The sequence below is a fragment of the Nonomuraea sp. NPDC048882 genome, from assembly GCF_040649755.1.
GTDB lineage: Bacteria > Actinomycetota > Actinomycetes > Streptosporangiales > Streptosporangiaceae > Nonomuraea > Nonomuraea maheshkhaliensis.
The window spans coordinates 194,811-215,929 of the sequence record NZ_JBEZGB010000016.1 but is presented as its reverse complement, the minus strand read 5'-3'; the positions used below and the strand labels follow the sequence as shown (position 1 = coordinate 215,929).

At 72.4% G+C, this 21,119-nt stretch carries 20 protein-coding genes and 1 pseudogene; 11 read left to right on the top strand and 10 right to left on the bottom strand.

Annotated elements, in window-relative coordinates; translation table 11 throughout:
• Positions 1-91: 91 nt before the first annotated feature.
• The 7 genes and pseudogenes from tnpA to AB0C27_RS43460 all read left to right on the top strand — a co-directional run.
• A pseudogene (gene tnpA / locus AB0C27_RS43490) lies at positions 92-361 on the top strand (IS200/IS605 family transposase); the annotation flags it as partial.
• A gap of 191 nt (positions 362-552) precedes the next feature.
• Complete coding sequence (locus AB0C27_RS43485) at positions 553-1,320, top strand: alpha/beta hydrolase (protein WP_357857689.1); 768 nt, start codon at positions 553-555, stop codon at positions 1,318-1,320.
• Positions 1,321-1,560: 240 nt separating this feature from the next.
• The gene (locus tag AB0C27_RS43480; protein WP_357857686.1) at positions 1,561-4,026 is read left to right on the top strand and encodes a hypothetical protein; all 2,466 of its coding nucleotides are present in this window, start codon (positions 1,561-1,563) and stop codon (positions 4,024-4,026) included.
• Between the two features lie 123 nt (positions 4,027-4,149).
• A complete protein-coding gene (locus AB0C27_RS43475; protein ID WP_357857683.1) occupies positions 4,150-5,544 on the top strand; it encodes a family 2B encapsulin nanocompartment shell protein in 1,395 nt (464 codons plus the stop codon).
• A gap of 26 nt (positions 5,545-5,570) precedes the next feature.
• The gene (locus AB0C27_RS43470) at positions 5,571-6,755 is read left to right on the top strand and encodes a family 2 encapsulin nanocompartment cargo protein terpene cyclase (RefSeq protein WP_357857680.1); all 1,185 of its coding nucleotides are present in this window, start codon (positions 5,571-5,573) and stop codon (positions 6,753-6,755) included.
• 28 nt (positions 6,756-6,783) lie between these two features.
• On the top strand, positions 6,784-7,641 hold the full coding sequence (locus AB0C27_RS43465) for a geranyl diphosphate 2-C-methyltransferase (RefSeq protein WP_346114055.1): 858 nt from the start codon (positions 6,784-6,786) through the stop codon (positions 7,639-7,641).
• 101 nt (positions 7,642-7,742) lie between these two features.
• Entirely contained in the window at positions 7,743-8,645 is a 903-nt protein-coding gene (locus tag AB0C27_RS43460) for an aminoglycoside phosphotransferase family protein (protein ID WP_357857676.1), read from the top strand.
• A gap of 24 nt (positions 8,646-8,669) precedes the next feature.
• Here AB0C27_RS43460 and AB0C27_RS43455 read toward each other — a convergent pair whose 3' ends face one another.
• Complete coding sequence (locus AB0C27_RS43455) at positions 8,670-9,551, bottom strand: NmrA family NAD(P)-binding protein (protein ID WP_357857673.1); 882 nt, start codon at positions 9,549-9,551, stop codon at positions 8,670-8,672.
• 85 nt (positions 9,552-9,636) lie between these two features.
• Here AB0C27_RS43455 and AB0C27_RS43450 point away from each other — a divergent pair, with 85 nt between their 5' ends.
• Both AB0C27_RS43450 and AB0C27_RS43445 read left to right on the top strand, forming a co-directional pair.
• Complete coding sequence (locus AB0C27_RS43450) at positions 9,637-10,368, top strand: TetR/AcrR family transcriptional regulator (RefSeq protein WP_357857670.1); 732 nt, start codon at positions 9,637-9,639, stop codon at positions 10,366-10,368.
• Between the two features lie 133 nt (positions 10,369-10,501).
• Positions 10,502-11,146 carry a DNA starvation/stationary phase protection protein gene (locus tag AB0C27_RS43445; protein WP_357857667.1) on the top strand — a complete coding sequence of 215 codons (645 nt, stop codon included), beginning with the start codon at positions 10,502-10,504 and terminating at the stop codon, positions 11,144-11,146.
• A gap of 107 nt (positions 11,147-11,253) precedes the next feature.
• Here the strand turns inward: AB0C27_RS43445 and AB0C27_RS43440 are convergent, their stop codons facing one another.
• Both AB0C27_RS43440 and AB0C27_RS43435 read right to left on the bottom strand, forming a co-directional pair.
• Positions 11,254-11,754 carry a hypothetical protein gene (locus AB0C27_RS43440; protein WP_357857664.1) on the bottom strand — a complete coding sequence of 167 codons (501 nt, stop codon included), beginning with the start codon at positions 11,752-11,754 and terminating at the stop codon, positions 11,254-11,256.
• Between the two features lie 241 nt (positions 11,755-11,995).
• Positions 11,996-12,463: a VOC family protein gene (locus AB0C27_RS43435; RefSeq protein ID WP_357857661.1), complete on the bottom strand. Its 468-nt coding sequence runs from the start codon at positions 12,461-12,463 to the stop codon at positions 11,996-11,998.
• A gap of 498 nt (positions 12,464-12,961) precedes the next feature.
• On the opposite strand from AB0C27_RS43435, the gene AB0C27_RS43430 reads away from it, so the two are divergent.
• The gene (locus AB0C27_RS43430) at positions 12,962-13,543 is read left to right on the top strand and encodes a hypothetical protein (RefSeq protein WP_357857658.1); all 582 of its coding nucleotides are present in this window, start codon (positions 12,962-12,964) and stop codon (positions 13,541-13,543) included.
• Positions 13,544-13,562: 19 nt separating this feature from the next.
• Here the strand turns inward: AB0C27_RS43430 and AB0C27_RS43425 are convergent, their stop codons facing one another.
• From AB0C27_RS43425 to AB0C27_RS43415, 3 genes are all read right to left on the bottom strand, one after another.
• Entirely contained in the window at positions 13,563-14,450 is an 888-nt protein-coding gene (locus tag AB0C27_RS43425; RefSeq protein ID WP_357857655.1) for an ABC transporter permease, read from the bottom strand.
• 150 nt (positions 14,451-14,600) lie between these two features.
• A complete protein-coding gene (locus AB0C27_RS43420; RefSeq protein ID WP_357857651.1) occupies positions 14,601-15,521 on the bottom strand; it encodes a LysR family transcriptional regulator in 921 nt (306 codons plus the stop codon).
• Positions 15,522-15,725: 204 nt separating this feature from the next.
• Positions 15,726-16,547, bottom strand: a complete 822-nt coding sequence (locus AB0C27_RS43415; protein WP_357857648.1) for a hypothetical protein — start codon at positions 16,545-16,547, stop codon at positions 15,726-15,728.
• Between the two features lie 229 nt (positions 16,548-16,776).
• Between AB0C27_RS43415 and AB0C27_RS43410 the strand changes: the two genes are divergently transcribed.
• On the top strand, positions 16,777-17,433 hold the full coding sequence (locus AB0C27_RS43410) for a pyridoxamine 5'-phosphate oxidase family protein (protein WP_357857645.1): 657 nt from the start codon (positions 16,777-16,779) through the stop codon (positions 17,431-17,433).
• Between the two features lie 44 nt (positions 17,434-17,477).
• On the opposite strand, the gene AB0C27_RS43405 is transcribed toward AB0C27_RS43410, so the two are convergent.
• The 4 genes from AB0C27_RS43405 to AB0C27_RS43390 form a co-directional block, all read right to left on the bottom strand.
• Positions 17,478-18,569 (bottom strand): esterase-like activity of phytase family protein, encoded by a 1,092-nt coding sequence (locus AB0C27_RS43405; RefSeq protein WP_357857642.1) that lies wholly within the window; start codon positions 18,567-18,569, stop codon positions 17,478-17,480.
• 155 nt (positions 18,570-18,724) lie between these two features.
• On the bottom strand, positions 18,725-18,940 hold the full coding sequence (locus AB0C27_RS43400; RefSeq protein WP_357857639.1) for a hypothetical protein: 216 nt from the start codon (positions 18,938-18,940) through the stop codon (positions 18,725-18,727).
• A gap of 60 nt (positions 18,941-19,000) precedes the next feature.
• Positions 19,001-20,029 carry a hypothetical protein gene (locus tag AB0C27_RS43395; RefSeq protein WP_357857636.1) on the bottom strand — a complete coding sequence of 343 codons (1,029 nt, stop codon included), beginning with the start codon at positions 20,027-20,029 and terminating at the stop codon, positions 19,001-19,003.
• A 52-nt stretch (positions 20,030-20,081) separates the two neighbouring features.
• The gene (locus AB0C27_RS43390) at positions 20,082-20,876 is read right to left on the bottom strand and encodes a putative protein N(5)-glutamine methyltransferase (RefSeq protein WP_357857633.1); all 795 of its coding nucleotides are present in this window, start codon (positions 20,874-20,876) and stop codon (positions 20,082-20,084) included.
• Positions 20,877-21,119: the final 243 nt, after the last annotated feature.

Genomic DNA, 21,119 nt, shown 5'->3' with positions numbered 1-21,119 from the left:
AGTCGGCCTTCTGCCGGGAAAATGCGTCCAATAGGCGTGCAGGCAGTTCCACAGGGTGATCGCGGCGGACGCCTGCTCCTGCAGGATCGCGGACTTCGAAACCGAACTGACCGAGTTCAACGGCGCAGACAACCACGTCCACCTGCTGGTCAACTTCCCGCCCAAGGTCGCTCTGTCCAAGCTGGTCAACTCACTGAAGGGGGTGGCGTCCCGGCGGATGCGCCAAGAGTTCCCCGACCTGGCCGCCCACTACTACCGAACCAGCAAACTGTGGTCCGGCTCATACTTCGCGGGGGAGCGTGGGAGGCGCCCGCTGGCGAGCGTGCGCCAGTACATCGAGCAGCAAAACCACCCGGCCTGACCACGCCGACACCGGCCCGCCTGGCAGCGAAACAGCTGTTCCCGCCCCGCTACGCGAAAGAGTCCGTTTCACCCCCGGTCTGAAGGCCGGAGCACCACCGACAAATCCGGTAGCCCGGCCGTGGACCCGGCGTCCGGGCGCGGCCTCCTCGCTCGCTACGATCCGTCGTCGAGCGAGACGAGAGGCCGATCATGAGCGAGCACCCCCTGTGGCCGGAGACCGGCGCGGCCGCCATCACCGCCTTCCCCGTACGCGCGGGCGCGCCCGCCCCGGCTGTCGTCGTGTTCCCCGGCGGCGCGTACCACCACCTGGCCGACCACGAGGGCGCCCCGGTGGCCCGGTGGCTGAACTCGCTGGGGATCGCCGCGTTCGTCCTGCGCTACCGGATCGCGCCGCACCGCCACCCACTCCCCCTCCTCGACGCCGCCAGGGCCGTGCGCTGGGTCCGGCACCACGCCGCCGCCAACGGCGTCGACCAGGCCCGCGTCGGGGTGCTCGGCTTCTCGGCGGGCGGGCACCTGGCCGGGTTGCTGGCCACCGAGACCGGCCCGGCGCTCGCGGAGGGTCCGCACGACGCGATCGACGCGGCCGATCCCCGTCCCGGGCTGGCGGTGCTCTGCTATCCCGTCACGACGCTGACCGGTCCGGCCGCCCACCTGGGCTCGGCGGCCAACCTGCTCGGGGAGGACGCGCCCGAGTCGCTGCGGGCCCGGTTGTCGCTGCCCGGACGGGTCGGGCCTGACACGCCGCCGACGTTCCTGTGGCACACGGCCGACGACGACGGGGTTCCGCTCGACAACACCCTGCTGCTGTCGCGGGCGCTGGCCCGGCACGGGGTCCGGCAGGAGGTGCACGTCTATCCCAGTGGCCGGCACGGGCTCGGGCTGGCCGATGAGGAGCCCGTCGCCGCCGACTGGACGCGCCGCTGCGCCGTCTTCCTGCGCGGCCAGGGCTGGTAAGCCGCTCGCCTCGGTCGCGGGCGCCCTCGGCCCACCAGCCCCGGGCCCCAGTCGCGCGAGCCCTCCCCACAGGTGCCCTCGGCCCACCAGCCCCGGGTGTCGTCGCGGGAGCCCTCGATCCTGGGAGCCTCGGCCATACCTCGCCGACCGTACTCAGGAACGGTCGGCGAACATTACTCATGCGGCGCGCGCCCGGCGGACTCATCATGGAGTCCCCCGCCGAGGGAGAGGTGGCGCGCCATGTCGCAGCACACGTCCCACGTCACCGGTCACCACCCGGACGACCTGTCGGGGGTGACCGAGCTGCGCCTGCACGGCGTGGGCGGGACCTCGCCCGCGTCGCTGCTCGGCGACCTCGCCCCCACGCAGGTCGCGGGCGACCGCATCGCCGGCTTCTACCGCACGGCCGACCGCGACGGGCGGCACGTCGAGGCGTACTCGTGGGGCGGCCTGACCTCGGGCAGCTCGTGGCGGGTGCTGTGGCTGGTGCTGTTGCCGTTCGCGCTGGCCAACATGGCGGCCCACATGTTCCCGCCGTGGCTGGCCGACCGCCCTGTGCGGTTCCGGCTGTTCCGGTGGGCGGCCCGGCTGGCCTCGTTCGGCCTGACGCTCAACCTGGTGCTGCTGGCCGCCGCCGTACCGATCGACTACGTGGCCTACCAGTGCGGCGGAGTGCCCTCGTGCGCGCGGTGGCCGGCCTGGGTGCTGCCGCCGGACCTGCCCGCGGTGCGGATCCTGGTGGGGGCGCTGGCGCCGCTGCTGCTGATCGGCGTGCTGTACCTGCTCGCCCACACCACCCAGAACCGCTACGACCAGATCAAACCGGCCGCTCCCGGACCGGGCAAGGAGCGCCCCGAGCAGGCGAACGGTTTCCCCGGCCTGCGCGACCCGGCGTTCTGGAACGGCGTCCAGCACACCCGCGCCCTCACCCGCCTGCATGTCGCCGGCTCGCTCGCCCTCGTCGCGGCGCTGGTCGCGTGGACGGCCAACGGCGTCAGGCCGGTGGAGGTCGCCTGGCTCTGGCCGCTCCTGGCGGTGCCGGCGGCGGTCGTCGCCCTGTGCGCGATCGAGCTGCGCGCCGACACGGTGGGCAAACGCTACCTGTGGCGGTCGTGGGCGCTGCTGGGCGTCGCGGGCGCGGCCATGGCGGGCGCGGCGGTGCTGGCCGTGAGCCGGCCGGCGGGGGATCCGCTGGGGGCGGGCCCGCACGAGCTGCCCGGCTTGCAGGTCTTCATGGACGCGGTGTACGGGGTCGTCTTCCTCACGCTCTTCCTCGTCCCCGTCACGCTGGTCGCGGGCGCGTGGACCAGGGAGAACTGGCCGGGGGCCGCCCGGCGCACCGTCCTGGTGGGTGCGGCCTTCGCCGGCGGGGTGGCCGTGCTGGCGCGCTGGGGCACGGACTCGCTGTGGATCTGGATCGGCACGGGGCTCGGGATCGCGGTCGGCGTGGCCGGCGCCCTCTCCGAAGGAGGAGACGGGAGGTTTCGATGGGCGGCGCCGTTCGTGGTGCTCGGGGTGGCCATGGCGGTGCTCAACACGTTCATGCTGGCCATGCTGCTGATCGTGGCCGAATGGCTGGGCACGTTGCGGCCCTGTCACGACCCGTGGCTCGGCGGCTGCCTGGACGTCGCCACGCCGCCGGGGAACGAAACGCCGATCGCGGTGTTCCCGCTGATCAGGAACATCACCCCGTACCTCGTCGCCGTCCCCCTGCTGCTGGTGGCCTGCTTCGTGCTCTACCAGCTGGTGCGCTTGCTGATCAGCGGGTGGACGGGCAGGCAGGCCGTGTTCGACTACTTCTGCCCGCGTGACGTCGCCGGCGAGGCGCACCCCGAGTGGTGGGTCTCCACGGTCAAGCGCGGCCCCGTGCCCGAGTGGCAGCGGCGGCTGGTGCGTAAGTGGCCCGGCCGGGTGGCCAGGGCGCGGCGGCTGGCCCAGGCGCCGCGCGATCTCGATCTGCTGCTCACGGCGGTGGCGGTGGTCGGGGGCGTGCTGTTCGTGTGGATCCAGTGGCGGCTGCGCACGTCCGGCGGCCCGCCGACGAACCCCAACTGGCTGATCACCGCCTGTTCAGGGGCCGCCATGCTGCTGCCGGCCCTGCTGCTCGTGCTGCTGCGGCTGGGCTGGAAGGACGAGCGTCACCGCCGTTCCATCGGGGTGCTGTGGGACGTGGCCACGTTCTGGCCGCGTCACTCCCATCCGCTCGCGCCGCCGTCGTACGCCGAGCGGGCGGTGCCCGAGCTGCAACGGCGGCTGTGGTGGCTGCACGACAACGGCGGGACCCCGCTCCTGGCCGCGCACAGCCAAGGCTCGATCATCGCCGTCGCGGCGCTCGCGCAGGCCGACGCCCGTCCTGTCGGCGACCGGGTGGCGCTGGTCACCTTCGGCTCGCCGCTGCGCACGCTGTACGCCTGGGGCTTTCCCGCGTACTTCGGCGACGGGTTGTTCCGGCGGCTGGCGTACGGGCCGGGGATCAAGGTGGCGTACTGGCGGAACTTCTGGTGCGACACGGACTACATCGGCGGCCCTGTGAAGATGAGCGGGACGGTGGACGAGCAGTTGCCCGACCCTCCGACCAGCCGTTTCCTGTACGGCCAGCCGCTGCCGCGAGTCGGCGCCCACACCGGTTTCTGGGCCGACGAGGAGCTGCGCCGGCAGGTGTCCGCCCTGGCCGCGCAACTGGCCGCGCCGACGCCCGGCCCGTAAGTGGCCGTACGGTCACATCGCCCTTACGCCGGGACAGCATTCCTCACTGCCGAGATACTCTACGCTGAGTGTCCGTATAACTACGTTAAGTAGCGACCGCTTGCCCGACCCCCCGGAGGAGCAATGCCCACCGAGCCCACGGACACTCGGCTGAGTTTGGACACGCGGGCCGCGCGCAACCTGGCCACCACCACCAAGACCCGCCCGCAGATGCAGGCCATCAGCTCGCGCTGGCTGCTGCGCATGCTGCCCTGGGTGGACGTGCGGGGCGGGACCTACCGCGTGAACCGCCGGCTGACGCACCGGGCCGGGCGCGGGCGCGTGGCCGTGACGCTGGGCGGGGCCGACGACGTGCGGATCGTGCCGGAGACGCTGACGGAGATCCCCGCGCTGCGCGGCTTCGGCGACGCGGGCGTGCTGGCGGCCGTGGCGGAGTCGTTCGCGGCGCGCGAATACCGGGCCGGCGAGGTCGTGGTCAGGGCGGGCGATCCGGTCAACGAGGCGGGCGTGATCGCCCACGGCCGGGTCGAGCGGCTGGCCACCGGCAGCTACGGCAACGCCCAGTTCCTCGGCGTCATCGCCGGCGGCGACCAGTTCGGCACCGAGGCCCTCACCCAGGACGACCCGCGCTGGCCGTGCACGTACCGGACGGCGACGGCCTGCACGATCCTGTTCGCGCCGCGCGACGAGCTGCGCCGGCTGGCCGAGCGCTCCCCCGCGCTGCGCGAGCACGTCGCCCGCTACCGCGAGAGCCTGCGGCGGCCGGTCAACCGGCGCGGCGAGGCGGCGGTGGCCGTGTCGGCCGGCCACACCGGCGAGCCCGTCATCGACGGCACGTTCGTCGACTATGACCTGCACCCGCGCGAATACGAGCTCAGCGTCGCGCAGACCATCCTGCGCGTGCACACCCGGGTGGCCGACCTCTACAACGACCCGATGAACCAGATCGAGCAGCAGCTCCGCCTGACGATCCACGAGCTGCGTGAGCGCCAGGAGTGGGAGCTGCTCAACAACCGCGAGTTCGGGCTGCTCCACAACACCGACTACGACCAGCGGATCTACCCCTGGTCAGGGCCGCCGACGCCCGACGACCTCGACGAGCTGATCGCGATGCGCCGTAAGACCCGCCTGCTGCTGGCCCATCCCAAGGCCATCGCCGCGTTCTTCCGCGAGTGCAACAAGCGCGGGCTGGTCGTGGGCAGCACCGAGGTCAACGGCCACGAGGTGCCCGCCTGGCGCGGCATCCCGATCTTCCCCTGCGGCAAGATCCCGATCTCCGAGGGGCGCACCACCTCGATCCTGGCCCTGCGTACGGGCGAGGACGATCAGGGGGTCGTCGGCCTGCACCAGACCGGCATCCCCGAGGAGTACGAGCCCGGCCTCAACGTGCGCTTCATGGACATCAACGAACAGGCCGTCATGTCCTACCTGGTCAGCGCCTACTACTCGGTGGCGGTGCTGGTGCCCGACGCGATCGGGATCCTGGAGGACGTCGACATCGCGGCCCCGCGTTCCTGACCGCCGAGCTTAGGAAGAGACGCGACATGTTCGACTTCTCCGCATTCGATCCCTCCGCGACGCCGGTGCCGGCCGGGCCCACGGGGCTGGGGGCGTACACGCTGAGCCTGCGCTCGGCGCTGCGGCCGTACCGGCCGGGCTTCGAGGAGGGCGACGGGCACGAGGACGGCGTCCCCGGCGGGCCGCGCGCGACCGGCGGCGACCGCGGCCTCAGCCTCGCCCCGCTGGCCTGCCGCGAGCGGGAGTGGGGCGACGGCACCTACCCGCCGCTGTACGTGCCCGAGACCGTTCGCGTCGACGACGACCTCGGCGCGGAGGTCGACCGGCGCCTGGTGGCGTGGGCCGAGCGGACCGGCGTCCACGAGGGGCGGATGGAGCAGTTCGCCGCCACCGGCTACGGGCGGCTGGCCATGCTCACCCACGCCGACAGCGACGACCCCGACCACCTGCTGATCGCCGCCCAGCTCAACGCGGCGTGGTGGGCGGCCGACGACTACTACGCCGACGAGAGCGACCTCGGCGCGACCCCCACGGAGCTGCCACCCCGGCTGGCGCTGGTCACCTCGGCCATGGACCCGCCGCCCGACGCCGGTCGTTACACCGAGCAGCTGGAGGAGCACATCAGGAGCGATCCCGTCCTGGTCGCGCTGCGCTCGGCCACCAGCCACGCGGCCCGCCACTCCACCCCCGCGCAGGTGATGCGGATCCGCGGCATCACGAGTCAGATGTACGTGAGCTGGGCCGCCTACGCCGCCTGGCGCTACCTGGAGACGCCGCCGCCCGTGTGGCGTTACCTCGCGGCCCGCCAGCACGACAGCTTCTACACCTCCATGGTCCTCATCGACGTCGTCGGCGGTTACGAGCTGCCCGCGAACCTGTTCGGCGAGCCGCGCTTCCACACCGCGCTGATGCAGGCCGGCACCGCGAGCGTGCTGGTCAACGACCTGCACTCGGTGGAGCGGGAGGCCGCGGACGAGCTGCCCGACTCCAACGTGATCCTGCTGATGGCCGCCGAGGAGGGCTGTTCGATCCGCGAGGCCACCGAACGCACCGTCCACCTGCACAACCACTTCGTGCGCGGGTTCGAGCAGAGCCAGCGCTCGCTGGCCGCCCTCCCCTCCCCCGAGCTCAAGCGTTTCCTGCGCGGCGCGCAGGCGTGGATGGCCGGGGGCCTCGAGTGGCACCAGAGCACCAGCCGCTACCAGTCCTGACGACCCACCTGATGCCAAGGAGCCCGCTGTGACCGTCACGTCCAACGCCTCGCCCGTCCTGAGCAGCCTCTACCAGCAGTCCGTCGCCGACTACTGGAACACCGAGGAAAACCCCGTCAACCTGCGGCTGGGGGAGGTGGACGGCCTCTACCACCACCACTACGGCATCGGCGACGTGGACTGGTCGGTCCTGGACGCCCCCGCCGAGTCGAAGGAGGAACGCGTCGTCCAGGAGCTGCACCGGCTGGAGAGCGCGCAGGCGCACACGCTGATGGCCCACCTCGGGCCGCTGCGCCCCGAGCACCGCGTCCTGGACGCCGGCTCGGGCCGGGGCGGCTCCAGCATCCTGGCCAACCTGCGCTTCGGCTGCCAGGTCGACGGCGTGTCCATCTCCGAGTCCCAGGTCGCCTTCGCCAACCAGCAGGCCAAGGAGCGCGGCGTGGACGACCGGGTGCGCTTCCACTTCCGCAACATGCTCGACACCGGCTTCGAGACCGGCGCCTTCCAGGCGAGCTGGAACAACGAGAGCACCATGTACGTGGAGCTGTCGCTGCTGTTCGCCGAGCACGCCCGTCTGCTGCGGCGTGGCGGGCGGTACGTGTGCATCACCGGGTGCTACAACGACGCCTACGGCCTGCCGTCCAGGGCGATCAGCCAGATCAACGCCCACTACATCTGCGACATCCACTCGCGCAGCACGTACTTCAAGGAGCTGGCGGCCAACCGCCTCGTGCCGGTCAGCGTGGTGGACCTCACGCCCGCCACCATCCCGTACTGGGAGCTGCGGGCCAGGACGCACCTGGCGACGGGGATCGAGGAGGCGTTCCTGGAGGCGTACAAGGGGGGCAGCTTCCAGTACCTGCTGATCGCCGCCGACCGCGTCTGACACCTTCCCGGGCAGGGCCGCGGCCGCACCCGCGCCCCTGCCCGGGCCCCGGCCGGAAAATTGAAGGCAGGGCAGCGGTGCGATCACTTACCGTGCCGTAAGTGACGAGTCACCTCCCTTCAACGGTGCTGGACGAGTTGCTGGGCCGTCCGGGCGGCTCGCTGGTGTCGTGCCGGAGCGAACCGGTCTCCGGCGGCTCGGGCGCCGCCACCGGCGCGGTGCGGCGGCTGTCGGGCACTGCACGGCTCGGCGACCGGCGGATCCCTTTCACGGTGATCCACAAGTCCGCCGAGCCGGTGACGTCAGGACGGCACGCGGCCGGCGCCGCCGATCCGCGCCACTGGGCCTACTGGCGGCGCGAACCGCTCGCCTATGCCGGCGGGCTGCTGCCCTCAGGGCCGGGTCTGGCCGCACCCCGCTGCTACGGCGTCGTCGGTGACAGCGTCTACCTGGCCGACGTGGGCGGCACACCGGAGACGCCGGCCACGGCCGCGCACCGGTTGGGCCGCTGGCAGGCCGGTGCCACGGCCCCGGACCTGCCGTGGTTGTCCGGGCACCAGCTCGCCCAGCGCATCGCGGTCAGCGACCTGGACTGGACCGGACTGGACGTGCATCCGAGGATCCCGGCGCTCTGGGACCGGCGCGGTGACCTGGTGCGGCGGCTGTCCCGGCTGCCGCAGGTCCTCGTGCACGGCGACTTCTCCCTCGGCAACCTCAGAGCCTCGAAGGACGGCCGCACCACCGTCGTGCTGGACTGGGCCACCCTGGGGATCGGCCCGGTCGGCGCCGACCTGGCCTCACTGGCGCTCACCACGCTCGGGCGGCATCTCCCCCACTACCTGGACGGCCTCGACGGCCGGTTCGAGACCGCCGACGTCGACTTCGGCTACCTGGCGACGCTCGCGCTGACCGGGGCCGGCCGCGTCCACTGGATGCTCACCCGTGGAATGACCCCTTCCGAGAGCTACGTCGGCTTCATCATCCACGAGACGACTTCCCTGTGACCCCAAGGCGTGTCGCCGCAATCCCTACCGGGCGGCGCTCGGGGCGGGGGTGGACAGGTGGCGGCGCAGGAGGGTGCTCATGTCGGTGGGGGCGTGGCCGAGCAGGGTGGCCAGGGTCGGGTCCGTGGTGGCGAACTCGCCGGCGCGGGCGGCGGTGAAGGCGCCGAGCAGTTGCTCCGCCAGCTCGGCCGGGACGCCGTGGCCGGTCATCCCGTGCAGGAACCGCTCGTCGGGCACCGTGTTCCTGGTGATCGGGCGGCCGGTGAGCTCGGCGGCGAGGCCGGCGATGTCGGCGTAGGTCAGCGCCCGCGCCGCCGTGAGCGGGGGTGTGGGGCCGTCGAAGCGGCCCTCGTCGGCCAGGATGACGGCGGCGGCCTCGGCGAGGTCCTCATGGGCGGTCCAGGTGACCGGCCCGTCCGACGGGAGGTCGACCCGCCCCGTCCGGGGCGCGTCCCCGAAGAAGCGCAGCGCGCTGCTGGCGTGGAAGCCGTTGCGCAGGGACGTGAACGGCACGCCGCAGGCCCGCAGCGCGTCCTCGGTGGCGGCGTGGTCGCGGCAGGGCTGGAAGCGCGACGCGGCGGCGGCGCTCATGTGGCTGGTGTAGAGGACGCGGCGGGCCCCGGCCGCGACGGCGGCGCCGATCGCCGTACGGTGCAGGCGCACGGCCTCCTCCCCCATCAGGTCGACGGAGACGATCAGCACCTGGGTGGCGCCCTCGAAGGCGTGGGCCAGGCTGCCGGCGTCGGCGAAGCTGCCCTGCCGGACCCGTACGCCCTGGGCGGCGAGCGTCCCCGCCTTCCGCGGGTCGCGGACGCTGACGCCGATCCGGCCGGCCGGTACGCGAGCCAGCAGCCGCTCGACGATCTGACGTCCGAGCAACCCCGTGGCTCCGGTCACGATGATCATGATGCACTCCAATGATTCCGGTGGAAACATTTTCACCGTATCACTGATATTAACGACGGAATCAAGAGTGCGATATCGTTGATACATGCCATCACCTCCACCCGCCGACGACTCCGACGCCGCGCTCGCCGGCCGCGAGCAGACCCGGCAGCGGGTCATCGAGGCCGCCGCCGGACTGCTGGCACGCGAGGGCCGCGACGCCGTCACCACCCGTGCCGTCGCGGTCGCGGCGGGCGTGCAGGCGCCGGCCATCTACCGGCTGTTCGGCGACAAGGAGGGGCTGCTCGAAGCGGTCGCCGAACACGGCTTCGCCATGTTCCTCGCCTCCAAGCGGGTCGGCCCCGACCCGCCGGACCCCATCGAGGACCTGCGGGCGGGCTGGGACCTGGCGGTCGAGTTCGGCCTGTCCAACCCCGCCCTCTACACGCTCATGTACGGCGAGCCGACCAGCTCCGCCTCCCCCGCCTTCCAGGCCGGCATGGAGATCCTCAAGGGCCGCATCCGCCGCCTGGCCGCCGGCGGCTGGCTGCGGGTCGGCGAGGAGCTCGCGGTCGCGATCATCCACGCCACGGCGCGCGGGGCGGTGCTCACCTGGCTGTCCCTGCCCGAGGGGCAGCGCGATCCGGCGCTGCTGAGCACGCTCAGGGAGTCGATGGTCACCGCGGTGACCGTCCTGGAGCCCGCCGTACACGACGCGGGCCCGGCCGGCGCCGCCCGCGCCCTGCGCGCGACCCTGCCCGAGCAGACCACGCTCAGCGGCCCGGAACGAGAGCTGCTGAAGGAGTGGCTCGACCGGCTCGCCGCCGCGGACGGCTGACCATCCGGTCGGCGGGAGCGCCGGGGTGGAACAAGTTTTGCCAGGCGTTGGGCCTGGGCTGGGCTCCGACGGGCGGACATACGGGAAGGTTCGTCGTCATATCGGCTCAAAACCACCGCACCGGGAGATGATCGTGCCCGCCAAAGGCAGCAGCACCACCAGCAAAGCGTCGAGGAAGACGACGAGCAGCCAGCCCTGGCTGCACGTGGACGGCACCCAGATCCAGGAGTTCGGCACGGTCCGGTCGTGGCCGCTGGGCCTGTCGGACGAGGCCCGCGCCTACTCGTGCGGACGGCTCAACCAGATCCTGGCCGACACCCAGATCCTGTACGCCCTGTACAAGAAACACCACTGGCTGATGCGCGGCCCGACCTTCTACCAGCTGCACCTGCTGCTGGACAAGCACGCCGGCGAGCAGCTCGAACTCGTGGACCAGCTCGCGGAGCGCGTCCAGACCCTGGGCGGCATCGCGGTCGGCGACCCGCGGCACGTCGCGGAGATCACGGTCATCCCGCGCCCGCCGAACGGCGCCGAAGAGGTGCCGGCGATGCTCTCGCGGCTGATCGAGGCCCACGAGACCATCCTCGTGGCCTGCCACGACGCCGCAGCGCGGGCCGAGGAGATGGGCGACGACGGCACCAACGACCTGCTGGTCTCCGGGGTCATCCGCACGGGCGAGCTGCAGACCTGGTTCCTGGTCGAGCACCTCGTGGACACGCCGCTCGTCGAGACGCCGCACAACGGCCACTCCGACCGGGCGCGCCGGGCCATGAAGTAGCACGGGGGCGGGGAGGCGTCCCACCGCGCCGGCGGGACGCCTCCCCTTACCGATGGGAAACCCGGAGGCGCCACGGTGCGGCGCCTCCGGGTTCGTTGGGATCAGGGTCAGAACGGCTGGTTGTCCAGCGAGTTGACCTTGACCGCGGTGATCTTCACCTGCTGCATCCGCACCTGCGCCGTGCCTCCCGGCTTGGTGCAGCCGAAGCTGAGCTGGCCGGCGCTGGTGTAGTTGTGCACGACGTTCAGGAAGATGCTCACCTTGCCGTTGGCGGGCAGGGTGACGTCCGTCCTGTCGGTGTCGGCGCCGCCGGCGGCGCTGATCAGGCACGTGTAGTCGATCGCCGCGGAGCCGGTGTTGACGGCCGTGAGCTTGGCGGTGATCGTGTACGGCCCGGTCGCCAGGAACTGGTTGAACCCGGGGCTGAGGCTGTTGGAGTGGATCAGCAGGTTGTTCCAGCGGCTGATCACCTCCGGCGGCACCGCCTCGGCCGACGTGGCGTTGCCCGCCAGCAGCGCGCCCGCGGCCACCGCGGTCGCCGCGGCGGTCAGCACGATGCGACGCCGGCGCCCGGCACTGCGGGTCGGGACGGTTGACGGCATGGTCATTGCGATTCTCCAAGGTGTTGGATGCGATGCCCCTCGCGGGATCGCGGGAGGCGCGGCACGCCCGTCGCTGGCCGAGGCGGCGCCCACCGGCTCACGTGCACCCAGGGAAGGTAACGTCCCGTCACACCGGTGAACCGCGCACAAATACCCGCCCCAGGTGTGCCCCGCGTCATCGCACGCACCGACCGGCCCCTGCCGTCACAACGCCGTGTTCATCGCATCCGCCGGCCCACCTGCGGCGTCACGACTCCTTGCCGAAGCCGTCCATGCGCTCCCGTTCCTCCTGAGAGGTCAGCTCCTGGAAGAGCGTGATGTGCAGGCCGGCGGGCGCGTCGAGGCGGGAGTTGAGCGACTGCCAGGGGGTGAGCGTGGGTGGCGCGACCTCGGTGGCGCCCGCCGACACGAGCCGGCCGGTCGCCTCCTCGGCGTCGTCCACCTCGAACGCGACCCGCAGCTTCGGCGCCACCTGCCGGCCAACCTCGACCTCGTCGATCATCCGCTTCTGCGCCGGGTTGGCGATCTCCAGCGTGGCCCGGCCGGCGTCCAGGATGGCCACCCGCGCGCCGCCGTCCGCGGTGAAGGCGGCCTCCTCGGGCAGGCCCAGGACGTCGCGGTAGAAGGCCAGCGCGGCCTCGTAGTCCTCGGCCTCGACCACCAGCCTGAGCTGCCGGACGGCGGGCCGGCCCTTGGGGTCTGCGTTGGTGCTCATGGGACGGCTCTCCTCGTGACGGGGCCCCGGCGGTTCCAGGGCGTCGCACCATCCAACCCGCCCGCCTCCCCCGTTTCATCCCCTTACCGGGGATCGACCGCGTGGACGATCTTGTAGTGTCCCGGGATCGAATCCGCCCCGGGGAGTCGACATGATCATGAACTTAGCCGCCTGACCCTGGCCGCCACGCTCGGCACCCAACCAGCCCAATCAGCCCAATCAGCCCCGCCGGCCTGTCCAGCTCACCGCCTACTCCAGCTCCTCCCCAGGCGGCGGCCGACGGCGTGGAGCTGGAGCCCGGCCCGGCGCGCGTTCGTCAAGGCCGACGGCGACGTCACCGTCTCGCCCGGCGGGCGCTGGGAGGCCGTCCTGCTGAATCAGCGGTACCCGGACCGCCGGCCCTCGGTACGGTTCGCCGACCGCGAGAGCGGCAGGAAGACCGAGGTCGAGCTGCCCGTCGCCGAGGATCCCGAGCGCGGCAGCGGATATCTCAACACGTTGTGGCCCACGTGGTCCCCCGACGGCCGCACCCTGCTGGTCAACGTCTTCGAGCCTGGCTTCGAGCCGCGCTCGGCGGGCGTGGTGCTCATCGACGTCCCCTCGCTGCGCCCGCGTTTCGTCCGCATCGAGAAGGCGCTCATCACGGTGGGCGGCTTCCAGTGGACGCGCGACAGCAAGGGCCTGGTGGTGCGGTGGGGCAAGAACGGCAGGACCTCCGTGCGCCGGTACGACCTCGAAGGCGCCGTCGAGCGCACCTGGCACGTACGCGGCCGTCCCGTCGGCCACGGCCTGGGCACGTTCTCCCCGTCGGGCCGTCGCTTCGTCACCGCCTGCACCTCCCTGGAGCGGTCGGCCTGCGTCTGGGACACCGCCACCGGCCGGGCCGTCACCCGCCTCAAGACCACCTTCAGCCCCGTGTGGGGCCCGGTGCTCGGCTGGTACGACGAGAAACACCTGCTCGCCCCCGTGCGCGACGGCTTCGGCGTCGTCGACCTCAAGGGCAGGGTCGTCGAAACCCTGATCAAGGCCGGCAAGAAGGAGCAGATCAGGCCCTTGTTCGACGCCCGCCGTAAGGGCTGAGCCGCCCTCGTCGGGCGGCTCAGCCCCGTCCGTAGCGGTCCTCGGCCCGCCAGAAGTACCAGAACCCGGCCACGAGCGCGACGAACGCCCACACCAGGCACGACAGCCACACCAGCGGCGGCGGCGCGTGGCCGGGGATGAGGATGTCGCGCATCCACTCGATGTAGGAGGCCGCCGGGTTCAGGTACATCACCGTGGCCACCCACTCCGGCAGCCCCGCGCTGCCGACCACCTTGTCGTGGATGGCGAAGAACACGCCCGAGGCGTACAGCCACGTACGCATGATGAACGGCAGCAACTGGTTGAGGTCGCGCATCGACGCGCCGACCCGCGCCAGGATCAGCCCCGCCCCGACGTTGAACATCGTCTGCAGCACCAGCACGAGCGGGATCATCAGCCAGAACCAGCTCGGCAGCTCCCCGGTGATGACCACGATGAGCAGCAGCACGCCCATCGAGATGGCGAGCTGCTGCAGCTCCTGGATCGTGTATGCCAGCGGCAGCGAGGCGCGCGGGAAGTGCAGGGCGCGGATCAGCGACAGGTTGCCGGAGATCGACTTGGCGCCGGCGGAGACCGTGCGCTGGGTGTAGGTGAAGACGAACATGCCGGTCAGCAGGAACGCGGTGTAGTTCTCGATGCCCCGGCTGCCGCCCAGGATGAGACCGAACATCACGTAGTAGATGGCGGCGTTCAGCAGCGGCGTGATCACCTGCCACAGCTGCCCGAGCGCCGAGCCGGAGTATTTGGAGACGTTGCGCGAGGTCGCGTACGTCAGCACGAAGTGCCGCCGCTCCCAGAGCTGGCGGAGGTAGACGGTGAATCCGGGCCGCGCGATGGCGGGCCGCAGCCCGTGTCTGCGGGCCAGCTCCGCCAGAGACTCGCGCTCCGGGTCTTCCACGTGGCTCATGCGCACCTCGCAGGGTCGTCCTTTCGACGATCATCCCCTGTCAGAGGGGGTTTCGATCCTGTCTTGGACCGGAGCGTCGCGGAGTCGGGCATCGAACGTACGAGGGCCGCCCACCTCCCGGCTCGGGGCTGCTCGCCGGAGGCGCCTTCGTCAGCCGGCGGAAGCGGCGGCGCCGTCGGGCGTCCCGAGGTCGGGCAGGTGGCGGCGGGCGTGCTCGATGAACGCCCTGGCCGCGGGGCTCCTGGGGCCTTCTGCGCGCCACACGACGCCCATCCGCCCGCGCATGGCCGGCTCGGTGAGCTCCAGGACGCGCAGCTCGGACGCGGCGGCGGCGACCGCCGACTCGGGCAGCACGGCCAGGCCCAGCCCGCGCGCGGCCAGCTGCCCCAGCACGTACGGCTCGCTGGCCTCGTACGCCACCTGCGGCGCGAACCCCGCCCGCGCGCACGCCTCCTCCAGCGCGGCCCGCAGCCCGGTGCCGATGGGCAGGCAGACCAGCCGCCGGCCCTCCAGCTCGTTCACCGTGACCGAGCGGGCGCCGGCCAGCTCGTGATCCGGATGCACGACCGCTACCAGCCTCTGGTCCACGACGACCTGCACCGCCACGCCAGGCGGCAGCGGGGCGCCGAGCCCGAGCAGGCCGAGGTCGAGCCGCCCGCCGGTGATGCCGTCGAGCAGCGACTCCGGGTCGTTCTCCACCAGCGCGATCTCCACGGCGGGGAAGCGGTCGTGGAAGGAGGCGAGCATGCCGGGCAGGTCGAGCACCGAGGGCGTGGAGACGCCGCCCATCACGACCCGGCCGCGCAGCAGCCCGGTGAGCTCGTCGGTGACCAGCCGGATCCCGGAGACCGCCGCCAGCGCGGCCCGCGCGTACGGGAGCACCGCCTCGCCGACCGCCGTCAGCCGAACGGCGCGCCCTGACCGGTCGAACAGCGGCTCGCCCAGCTCGCGTTCGAGCTGGCGGATCTGCGCGCTGACGCCCGGCTGGGCGACGTGCAGCCGGGCGGCGGCCTTGGTGAAGCCCGCCTCCTCGGCGACGGCCACGAAGTATTCGAGCTGCCGCAGTTCCATGGGCGAGATGCTAACGGCCCCCCCGGAGCCGGGCTCACCCGCGGCCGCAGGGGTGCTCAGCGCGGCCGCGAACTCCCCGGAGCGTGCTCAGGCCGTGGACTCCCCGGAGGGTGCTCAACGCGGCCGCGGACTCCCGTAGCTTGCTCAGCGCCGCCGCGGACTCCCGTAGCTTGCTCAGCGCCGCCGCGGACTCCCGTGACTTGCTCAGCGTGGCACGGTCACGCCCGTGACGGCGAAGCGTTCGACGGTCGCGACGTGGCCGCCGGTTGAGGCCACGACGGTCAGCGTCCCGCCCGGCCTGGCCGCGAAGTCCACCTTCGCCGACCAGGCCGCCTTCTGCCCGCCGGCGCTCAGGCAGCACACCTCGCCCAGCGGGCCGTCCGCGCCGGGGTGGAGCACCTGGACCCTGATGCTCTCGTCCACGCCGGTGATGCGCCCGCCGACGGTCAGCGGCGAGGAGGCGGAGGCGCCGTACGCGGGCCTGGTGAGGGTGAGCGAGGTGTCGTCGGTGCCGACCACCTCCCAGGGGGCGTCCTTGCCCTGGCCGTACCGCATGAGGTGCACCACGGCCGCCACAAATGGCTTCGGCCCCTCCTCGGCGCGGTAGCCGACGTGCACCCGGGCGTGCGCGCCGTCCTGGACGACCTTGACGGCCTGGTCAATCTCGGTGAAGCCGAGGTAGTCGCGGGTGAAGGCGACGGCGGTGCGGGCGGCGTCGAGGTGCCAGGCCTCGGTCCCGTCGGCCTGGTGGGCGCGCTGCCACTTGGCGGCCTCCGCGGGGCCGGCGAACGGCCACAGGGGTTGGTAGCGACCGGCGATCAGGCTCTCCCCCGGGCTGGGGGACGCCGCCTGGGTCTCGGCCGGGCCCGGAGTGGCGGTGGACGGCGACGGGTCGGAAGGGATGGCGGTGGCGGTGGCGGGCGGCTCGGCCTGCCGGGGGTCCGCCGGCCTGGGGTCCGCGCAGCCCGCCGCACCCATTCCCAGCACGATCAGCAGCGGCAGGGCTCGTACGGCGAGCACTCTCATGCGGATACCTCCAGTGACGTGCCGACGGTACGAGGATGACGTACCCAGCTGGGGGACGAAGGTCCCTTGTCACGGAGTCGTACGGCCATGGCTGAGGTGCTTCTGCGCGGGTACCGTCCACGCATGGGGCATTGCCCGTCGAGCCGGGGCATACCGGTCGCGGTGTCCATCGGGGGCGGGTCCTCACCGGGCGAGCGCGCCCGCATCCATAACGCGAGGAGAACCGATCATGACAGGCACCGGCGATCTCGGCCGTCGCATCATCCATCACCGCGAGCGGCTCGGCCTGACCCAGGAGCAGGTCGCCGAGCGCGCGGACATGTCACCCGGTTACCTGAAATATCTGGAGGAGAACGCCGACAATCCCGACCACGGAGCCCTCTTCCGGCTCGCCGACGCCCTCGACACGACCACCGAGGACCTGCTGGGCGGCGGCCAGGACCGCCCGCCCGGGTACGGCCCCGCCACGGCCCACCCGAGGCTGGAGACCATGGACAAGGCCGAGTGCCTGCGCCTGATCGCGCCCGGCGGCATCGGGCGGGTGGCGTTCAACGGCTCGTACGGGCCGACCGTGCTGCCGGTCAACTACACGATGCACGAAGGGGCGATCGTCTTCGTCACGGCCGTCGGCGGGGCCATGGACCAGGACCTGCGTACCGGGATGGAAGGCGTCGAACTGGTCATCGCCTTCCAGATCGACAACATCGACGAAGCCAACCGGGAGGGGTGGAGCGTGCTGGTGCAGGGGCCGGCGCACCACGTGCCGGAGGAGGAGGCGGCCAGCGTGGCCGGGGCGGAGGTGACCCCGTGGGCGGGCGGCGACCGCAAGCTCTTCATCCGGATCATCCCGCAGCGTGTCACCGGCCGCCGCATCCACGCCATGTGAGCGCCCGCCCGGCCATCACTCCCGGTTCGTGGTGATCGCCGTCGTCAGCGGCAACCCGTGACGGCGAACGCCATCATGAGCGTCATCTCCCGCTGATCGAAGTTGTCGTCCGAGCCGATCACCAGCGTGCACTCGCCGCCGCGCAGCCGCGGGCCCCAGGCCAGGCTCTCCAGGTTCTGTACGGGGGGACGGAACTCGCCCAGGTCCTGGACCAGGCGCTTGGTCACCGGCCGGTAGGAGCCGCTCCGGGGCAGGGCGTCGCGGTCGAGGACGTTCGTGGCGCCGCGCAGGTCGATCTCGTACAGCCTGACCCGGTAGCCGACGCCCTGGATCCAGGCGCGTTCGAGGGCGAGGTAGCGGAACTCGTCGATGGCCAGGATCTCCGAGACGCCGCTGTCGGTGTGCCCGGAGGGCGGGTTGGGGGCGGCGGGCAGGCGGTCGAGCGGGTAAGCGTACTGGCCGCGTACCTCGCCGCCGCGGTTCCACACGGTCAGCCGCGTCACCGCGCCGCGCTCTGCGGTCGGGACGGGGCCGTCCTCGTAGCGCGGGCCTTCCGTCACGGCGGTGACGGAACGTGCCGTGACGGCCAGTCCTTCGAAACCGAAATTGCGTCGAGGCCCGTTTTCCGTGGTCGTCAGGCGCAAATTCGGCGGGGTCCGCATTTCTCCCGTGTGCCGCCCGTTCAGGTCCATTCCGCGTATTGCGGCGCGCGAAATAGGAATATCGGGATTCGCCGTGTCGGGCCGGTCGCCCTCGTCGCCCCACAGCAGCCGCCCGCTCCACCGGTCGAACCTGATCGACTCGGGGTCGGCCGCCTCCGGGTTGCCGTAGCCCGGGTAAGGTGTGCCGTCGCGCCGGGTCAGCGTGGCCACCCCCGTCACCCGGACGCCGGTGAACGCGCCGGTCACCCGGTCGATGTCCAGCTCTCCGGTGTAGAAGCGGGCGGGGTTGTAGCGCCGGCGGTCGTCGGAGACGAAGTACCACGTCCCGGTGCGCGGGTCGCGGTCGATGCCGGACAGGCCGCCCACGACGGTGTCCTCGAAGCGCTCCATGTACGGGATCCGCTGCTCCCCGAGGAAACGGGTGATCCGTACCGGCTCGCGCCGCTCCGCCGCCGCCGGCGGGGCGGCGGCCATCGCCGCCGTGAATACGAGGGCGAGGTGTAGAATTTTCCGCGAACGAGCCATTTGATCCTCCGTCATGAAATTCGACGGAGCATATGAAAGCGCGGTTCGGCGGCGAAGTCCACGAACGGACATCCGCATGCCCCGCTGTAAAAGGGGCGAATCCGTTAAGCGATGTCGGGCAGCGTGACGAGGTGCACGGCGCCGTCGCTCAGCCCGGCCGCTGAGACGTCGAGGACGCTGCCGTTGGCGTCGATCTTCGTCGCGGACGGGTCCCACGTTCCCGCCGGCGCGCGCGTGCGGTCCCAGACGCCGGAGCCGGGCACGACGGTCTGGACGTGCAGGCCGCCGTCCGCCCGTCCGGCCGCCGCCAGGGCATTCACCGACCCGTTCGCGTCGATCCTGGAACGGGCGCCCCATGCCCGCGCCGGTGCGCCTGCGGGTCATGGCGGGCGCGAAGAAGTCCACGGTGTCGGTGCACCAGGTGCTGGCAGTGCACGCTCCTGGCGGCGACTTGGCGGAGTCGGCCCGCGTCTGGACGATCTGGCCGGACGGCTGGCTGCCGATGGACTTGACGGCGTTCCTGTTCGCTCCTGCGGGGGCTGGGGTGAAGGTCTTCGCGGTCTTGTCGTACAGGTAAGCGGCCGAGCCGGTGGTGAGCCAGAGGTTGCCCGGGTCGAGCGGGTGGGCGTACACGTCGTGGCCGCCGCCCGTGGGCAGCTCGGCCCGGCGTCCGGTGTCCTCACGCAGCGCCGGGGCGGCGGGGGTGCCCTCGACCGCGAGCGCGGTGAGGATGTGCCGGTCGTCGGAGACGGGTCGCGGCCGATGACCCACAGCCGCCTGACGGCCGGGTCCCAGAGCGCGGCGTGGGCGTCGGGCAGCCGGAACTCCGCGTACGTGGCCGCGCTCGGGCCCTGCGAGGAGGCGTACACCCTGACCCAGCCCCCGGTGGAGGCGGCCACCGCGACGTTGCCGTCGGGCAGCAGCTCGGCGGCGTGCAGGTTGCCGGGCAGGACGCGCGCCCACTGCCGGGTGCCGCCCGGGTAGGAGACGACGGCGGCCACGCCCCTGCTGCCGCCGGCCGCCACCACGAAGCTCTGCGCGCCGGACGGGCGGCGGCGCAGCTTGAAGTCGGCGATCAGCCCGAACGCCGAGACCTCGTCGGCGCTGAAGCCGGCGGGGGTCACGGTGGGCTGCCAGGTCCATTTCACGGCCTGGGCGGTGTTCCAGTCGGCGACGGCGGGATCGTAGGCCGTCAGCCGCCTGCCGGTCTGATCCCCTCCGACCACCCAGTAGTCGTCCGCCATCGCGGCCGGGACCGTCCCCGCCGAGACCGCCGCCGGGATGGTGACCGCCCCTGCCGGGGTCGTGGTCGCGGCCGCCGTGGGAGCTCCCGTTCCGGCGAGCGGGCCGGCAAGCAGGGTGGCGAGCAGGCCGGCGAGCACGGCGACGGCCATCGCTGAGGTCGGCACCCGATGTCTCCTTCGTCCGGCTTCGAGACGATGATCGCCGATCAGCGGGAGATCAGGAAGGGCGCGTGCCGATGATCGCGGTGGCGTCGAGTTCGTCCGAGGTCGTCACGCGGGCGTCCAGCCCGGCCGCCGCCACCACGCCCGCCGTGGCCTCCGCCTGGCGTTCGCTCGTCTCCACCAGCAGGTGGCCGCCCGGGGCGAGCCAGCCGGGGGCTCCGGCGATCACCCGGCGCACCACGTCGAGCCCGTCGGGGCCGCCGTCGAGCGCCATCAGCGGCTCGTGCAGCCGGGCCTCGGGTGGCAGCAGGCCCATCGACTCCGTCGGCACGTAGGGAGGGCTGGCGATGAGGACGTGCACCCGGCCGCGCAGGGTGACGGGCAGGGGGTCGTACAGGTCGCCCTGGTAGACGTACGCGCCGGGCAGGTTGCGGCGGGCGCAGCCCACGGCGGCGGGGTCGAGGTCGGCGGCGTGCACCTCGGCCCGGTCGAGGCCGGCCGCCACCGCCGCGCCCATCGCGCCGGTCCCGCAGCACATGTCCAGGACCACCGCCGCCCCCGCGACCTGGCGCCCCAGCGCGACCGCCTGCTCGATGAGGAACGCGGTACGCGGCCGGGGCACGAACACCCCGGGCGCCACGGCCACCCGCAGGCCGCAGAACTCCGCCCAGCCCAGGACGTGTTCGAGCGGCTCACCGCCGACGCGGCGCGCGACCATGGCGGCCAGGGCGTCGGGGGTGGGGGCGGTGGAGACGAGCAGCGCGGCCTCGTCCTCGGCGAACACGCACCCGGCGGCCCGGAGCCGCAGGACGATCTCAGCGGTAGTGGTAGATGACGAAAAAACCGACATGAATGCCTTTCGGAACGCCGATGGGCGCTCCCGCGGCCACCTCAGTCCCGGTGGGCCGGCTGGCTGATGGAAGGGAGCACCCAGCCTGACACAGCGTTGATGGGGCTCACCTCCTAGGGCCGATCTCGTCGAACGACCGTCACAGTATCAGAACCGTTCTCACGTCCTGGCCGGGGCCGCGACCCGACGTTCACAGCGCGGGGAGGAAGTGGTCAGGGGCCGGAGGGCGGCGTACGGTCGGGG

Bases quoted from the DNA above. Each gene is read 5' to 3' on its own strand.
- AB0C27_RS43485 (WP_357857689.1), top strand. From the start codon at position 553: ATGAGCGAGCACCCCCTGTGGCCGGAGACCGGCGCGGCCGCCATCACC.
- AB0C27_RS43435 (WP_357857661.1), bottom strand. From the start codon at position 12,463: ATGAGCACCAACGCAGACCCCAAGGGCCGGCCCGCCGTCCGGCAGCTC.
- AB0C27_RS43390 (WP_357857633.1), bottom strand. From the start codon at position 20,876: ATGTCGGTTTTTTCGTCATCTACCACTACCGCTGAGATCGTCCTGCGG.
- AB0C27_RS43420 (WP_357857651.1), bottom strand. From the start codon at position 15,521: ATGGAACTGCGGCAGCTCGAATACTTCGTGGCCGTCGCCGAGGAGGCG.
- AB0C27_RS43455 (WP_357857673.1), bottom strand. From the start codon at position 9,551: ATGATCATCGTGACCGGAGCCACGGGGTTGCTCGGACGTCAGATCGTC.
- AB0C27_RS43450 (WP_357857670.1), top strand. From the start codon at position 9,637: ATGCCATCACCTCCACCCGCCGACGACTCCGACGCCGCGCTCGCCGGC.
- AB0C27_RS43470 (WP_357857680.1), top strand. From the start codon at position 5,571: ATGTTCGACTTCTCCGCATTCGATCCCTCCGCGACGCCGGTGCCGGCC.
- AB0C27_RS43425 (WP_357857655.1), bottom strand. From the start codon at position 14,450: ATGAGCCACGTGGAAGACCCGGAGCGCGAGTCTCTGGCGGAGCTGGCC.
- AB0C27_RS43405 (WP_357857642.1), bottom strand. From the start codon at position 18,569: ATGGCCGCCGCCCCGCCGGCGGCGGCGGAGCGGCGCGAGCCGGTACGG.
- AB0C27_RS43475 (WP_357857683.1), top strand. From the start codon at position 4,150: ATGCCCACCGAGCCCACGGACACTCGGCTGAGTTTGGACACGCGGGCC.
- AB0C27_RS43440 (WP_357857664.1), bottom strand. From the start codon at position 11,754: ATGACCATGCCGTCAACCGTCCCGACCCGCAGTGCCGGGCGCCGGCGT.
- AB0C27_RS43410 (WP_357857645.1), top strand. From the start codon at position 16,777: ATGACAGGCACCGGCGATCTCGGCCGTCGCATCATCCATCACCGCGAG.
- AB0C27_RS43415 (WP_357857648.1), bottom strand. From the start codon at position 16,547: ATGAGAGTGCTCGCCGTACGAGCCCTGCCGCTGCTGATCGTGCTGGGA.
- AB0C27_RS43480 (WP_357857686.1), top strand. From the start codon at position 1,561: ATGTCGCAGCACACGTCCCACGTCACCGGTCACCACCCGGACGACCTG.